Genomic DNA, 4,288 nt, shown 5'->3' with positions numbered 1-4,288 from the left:
TGTAATGATGCCGTCTGGCCATGGGGTGAGCCTCAGGCCGCGATCTCGAGCTGCCGCTTCGCCCGCTTCGAGAAGACGTTCAGGGTCTTGACGGTGGCCATCTCCAGGCTGTCGACGATGTCGCCGGTCTTGCTCGTCAGGATTGCGTGCACGATCAAAAGCGGGATGGCGACGATCAGGCCGAACGCCGTGGTGTTCATGGCGACGGAGATGCTGGCTGACAGGAGGTCCGCCTTCTCTGCGGGGTTCGCGTTCGCGACCGCGGTGAAGGCCTGGATGAGGCCCATGATCGTACCGAGCAGCCCGAGCAGGGTGGCGATGCTCGCTGCCAGTGCGACGTACGGCGTCCGCTTCTCGAGGCGCGGCACGATTTCCATCATGCTCTCTTCCATCGCGATCTCGATGTCCTCGCGACGCCGCACCGCGCCCTGGAGCGAGAGCCCCATGCTGAGCACCTGCGAGATGGTCGCGTCGTCGCCCTCGGTCAGCTTGCGGGCACCCTCGAAATCACCCTTGGAGAGCAGCGGCTGCACGTCTTCCCACACCTTCTGGTTCTTCTGCGTGACCAGCGTGAGCGTCACGTACCGCTCGATGCCGATCGCGAGCCCGAAGGCGAGAACCAGGAGGATCGGGTACATGAACACGCCTCCCGACACGAAGAAACCCACGATCGAATACATGGTGTCCATCACTTTGTCCTCTCTGTCGCAATGTCTCCCCGTCCGCTCGCATGCGTCAGGGATTTTCCGCCTCGCCCGCGGGCCCGTGTGGCTCACCCGAGCGCAAGGTGTAGTAATCGAGCTCGCGCATGAACACGTCCCGGTCCACCGGGCGGGCGCGATCGTCCAGCGTGTCCGAAAGATCCAGGTCGGCGCCGAGCTCCGAGGTCTTCCAGGGCACGATGACCAGCGCCTTCGGCGCTTCCTCGTTGCCGAGGATCGACATGCCGGACATCGTTCTCGGCCCTGCCTGCTCTTCCGCGCCCGCCGCGGCCTGGGCCGGGGCTTGCTCCGACGCGGCGGCGGGGGCTTGCTCCGCCGCGGCGGCCGCCTCTCCCGTCTCGCCGGCCGGCTCGTCGGCGGCGCTCCAGGCGGGAACCGTCAGCATGGGCAGGCACAACAGGATTCGTTTCAGCATCGCGGCACCTACGGATGCATCCGGCTGCGGATGTCGGCAAGCCACATTTCTGCCTCTTCGTCCCCCGGCGCCGCTGCGACGTACGCCTGGTAGTTCTCGAGCGCGCACGCAAAGTCCGCGAGATACAGGTCGCACAGGACGGCCAGGTTGCGGCGCGCGTAGTGGAACCCGGGATAGATCGCGAGCGCCGCCTCGTAGCTCTGCCGCGCCTCGGCGAAATGCCCGAGCTGGCGATAGACGATGCCGAGCTCGTTGTGCGCCACCGGGTGCCCGGGGTTCAGCGCCAGCGCCTTCTTCAGGTGCTCTTCCGCCTTTGCGAGATCGCCCGCGCGCCGCCAGGCGATGCCGAGATCGATCTGCGGCGCGGTCAGCTCCGGCGCCGCCGCGGCGGTCTGCTCGAGCAGCGCGATGCCTTCGTCGGTGCGGCCCTGCTCCAGCAGCCGCACCGCCTGCTCGTAGTCGGCGCGAACGTCGCTGCCGACCCCGGCCTGTTCCGTGATGACGAAGCCGACTGCTTCCTGGATCTCGATGCGCGCGGGCTTCGGCGCCTCGGGGGCCGCGGCGCAGCCGGCAAGCGCCGCCGCGAGGGCGAGCAGTGCCAGCGTGCCCGGCGCGGAACGGGCGGCGAGGGTGACGCAAAGGCTGCGGGCATGCATACCGGTTCCTCCCTCACTCCGCCTGCGACGTCGTGTCGGCGGCGGCGCTGGCCTGTGCGACGGCGCCCGGCACCGCAATCTCGCCGCTCTGCGACACGCCGGGCGCCTCGGGCGGCCGCGCATCCCCTGCCGGGGCGATCGCCGGATCCATGGTCGGCCCCTCGGGCCCGATCGGCGGCGCGGCCGGCATGCGGTAGGCGTAGCTGTCGATCGAGCCCAGAAAGCCGCTGCTGATCTCGTTCTTCGCGTAGCGGCCCGGCACGAGCGCGGCGAGCTTGTCGAGGCTCTTCTGCACCCACGGATTGAAAACCCCGCGCAACAGGAGCTCGTGATTCGCCTCGTGCACCTGGATCGCCCGCTCCTCGAACGGGTACGCCTGCTCCTCGATGGCGAGCTCGTAATCCTCGCGCTCGGCGGCGCTCAGGTTGGCCGGGCGCTCGGAGTCGACCAGCGCGTCGCTGAATGCGTAGTACGTCTCAGCGATGTAGTACGTCGCCGCCGCCGTCACGTCCGCCACCTCGTACTTGACGAGCGCCTCGAACGCAGCCATGGCGGCGTCCATCCGCCGCTGCTTTTCGGCGAGGCTTTTCTCGAAGGGCTGCACGAGCTCGAGGTCCGCGAAGGATGCGAACCGCTGCTCGGCGAGCACGAGGGCGGCATGCGCGGCCAGGTACCGGGTGCGGTCGGTTCTCTCCTCCCCGGCGGCGGCGTCGAGCGCGACGATGTGCTCGAGCTCCTCGTGGTAACGCGCGGTCTCGTGCCGCGACGCGAAGATCTCCGCCGCGCTCGTGCGCATCTCCAGCGCGACGTCCAGCGGCCGCGGGAACTCGTCCGCGTATTGCAGGTAGAGCCGCAAGGCGTTGTCGACGTCGTCCGCGTCGGCGTACAGCCGGCCCGCGGCGAGGATGGCCTGCCGCCCGAGCTCGTAATCGTCCGTCTCCGCCGCGATACGCTCGTGCTCGGCGGCGGAGCGCGCGAGCTGGCCGTCCTCGCGGTAGACGAATGCGAGCTGGCGGGTCGCCTCGTCGCTCAGCTCGTGCTCCGGGAAGGCCGCCCGGAATGCCTCCAGAACGCCGGCGGCCGCCGGCCAGTCCTCGAGCTTGATGAGCGCGGCCGCGGCGTCGTACTCGGCGTTGCTGCGGATCGTCGAGGTCGGCGCGACGTCGCGGATGCGCAGGAAATGCGCCGCCGCCGTGCGGAAGTCGCCGAGCACGTTGGCCTGCTCGCCCTGTTTGTAGATCGCGGCCGCCAGGCTGTCGACGAGCGCCGGGCGGGATTCGTCGTCGGCGTCCGTCAGCGCGAGGACCTGCGTGTACGCGTGTTCCGCCTCCGGGTACGCGGCGGTGTCGATGGAAGAGTTCGCCACCACCACCCAGGCGGAGCGCACCAGCGCGGGGTCCGCATGCGGATAGCGCTCGATCAGCTTGCGCGCCGCCGCGATCGCCGGCTCGAACTCCTGCATCGCGTACAGGTCGTCCGCCGCCGCGCCCAGCACGACCGGCGCCTCCTCGTGCTCCGGGAAGGTCTCGGCGAACTCGAGCGAGCTCGCCACCGTCGCCCGCTTCGCGTCGAGCTGCGCGGCGCCGGTCGCGATCTTCAGGTTCTCGCGGTGCGCGTAGACGGCCGCGTAGCCCGCCGCCGCGGCGCGCGCGTGTGGCCCGTAGTCGTAGGCAGTGCGCTCGTACTCCGCCGCCGCTTCGCCAAAGTTGCCGTTCTCGAGCAGGAGATCGGCGAGCTGGTAGTCGATCGACGGCGACTCGGGCTCGGCCGGGAAGGACGCGAGGAACTCGCGGTACCAGTGCGCCGCCTCGTCGAAGCTCGCGGGCTTCTCGTCCTCCAGCTCCGCGTCCTGGTAGCGCGCATGGTAGTAATTGGCGAGATCCGTGAGGTTGGTCTTCAGCAGCGCGAGGACGTCGGGCGACTCGTCCTTGCTGAAATAGCTCCAGTATTCGGCGCCCAGGGCATAGCGCGACGCAAATTCCTTTTTCGCCTCGACGACGAGCTGCGGAAACCCGCCTTGTTCGTAGATCTCCACGATGCGCATGCTGAAGTGCGGCGAGCGCGCGTGGAACGGGTTCTGCTCGATGAAGGAGGCGTAGACGGCGGCCGCGTCCTGGTAGCGAAGCTTGCCGAGATAGAACTCGCCGAGATTGCTGTACAGGCGATCCGCGTAGCTCTTATGCCCGAAGCGGGCGAAATACTCGTCGATCACCTCCGGGCCGCCGAGGTTCGAGAAGCTTAAGGAAATGACGCGGAACGTGTCGGCGATCCGCTCGTCTTCCTCCTGCCCGACCTGGTCGAAGTCGTAACCGACCGAGAGCCGGTAATCCAGCATCGCGAGGTAATACTGCAGTGCTTCCTCGTACAGTTCCTGCTTGTAGAGCGACCACCCGAGCTTGTACAACGCGAGCTCGTAATAGGACGAAGCGGAGCCGAGATCGACGATCGCCGCGTACGATTCCTCCGCATCGAGGTACTGCTTGCGCACGAAATAG

Annotated in this window: 4 protein-coding genes; all 4 read right to left on the bottom strand. The window is 68.1% G+C overall.

Annotation, left to right across the window (positions count from 1 at the left end):
* Window positions 1–32: 32 nt before the first annotated feature.
* Window positions 33–680: a MotA/TolQ/ExbB proton channel family protein gene (locus VF329_07360; GenBank protein HEX7080814.1), complete on the bottom strand. Its 648-nt coding sequence runs from the start codon at window positions 678–680 to the stop codon at window positions 33–35.
* Window positions 681–735: 55 nt separating this feature from the next.
* Window positions 736–1,137, bottom strand: a complete 402-nt coding sequence (locus VF329_07355) for a hypothetical protein (GenBank protein HEX7080813.1) — start codon at window positions 1,135–1,137, stop codon at window positions 736–738.
* An 8-nt stretch (window positions 1,138–1,145) separates the two neighbouring features.
* Window positions 1,146–1,793 (bottom strand): tetratricopeptide repeat protein, encoded by a 648-nt coding sequence (locus VF329_07350; GenBank protein HEX7080812.1) that lies wholly within the window; start codon window positions 1,791–1,793, stop codon window positions 1,146–1,148.
* A gap of 13 nt (window positions 1,794–1,806) precedes the next feature.
* Window positions 1,807–4,288: tetratricopeptide repeat protein (locus VF329_07345; protein ID HEX7080811.1), on the bottom strand; the 2,482-nt coding region annotated here is incomplete at its 5' end.

Source organism: Gammaproteobacteria bacterium (assembly GCA_036381015.1).
Taxonomy (GTDB): domain Bacteria; phylum Pseudomonadota; class Gammaproteobacteria; order Steroidobacterales; family Rariloculaceae; genus ZC4RG20.
The sequence above is the reverse complement of the archived record's forward strand: the minus strand, read 5'-3'. Positions and strand labels throughout refer to the sequence as shown.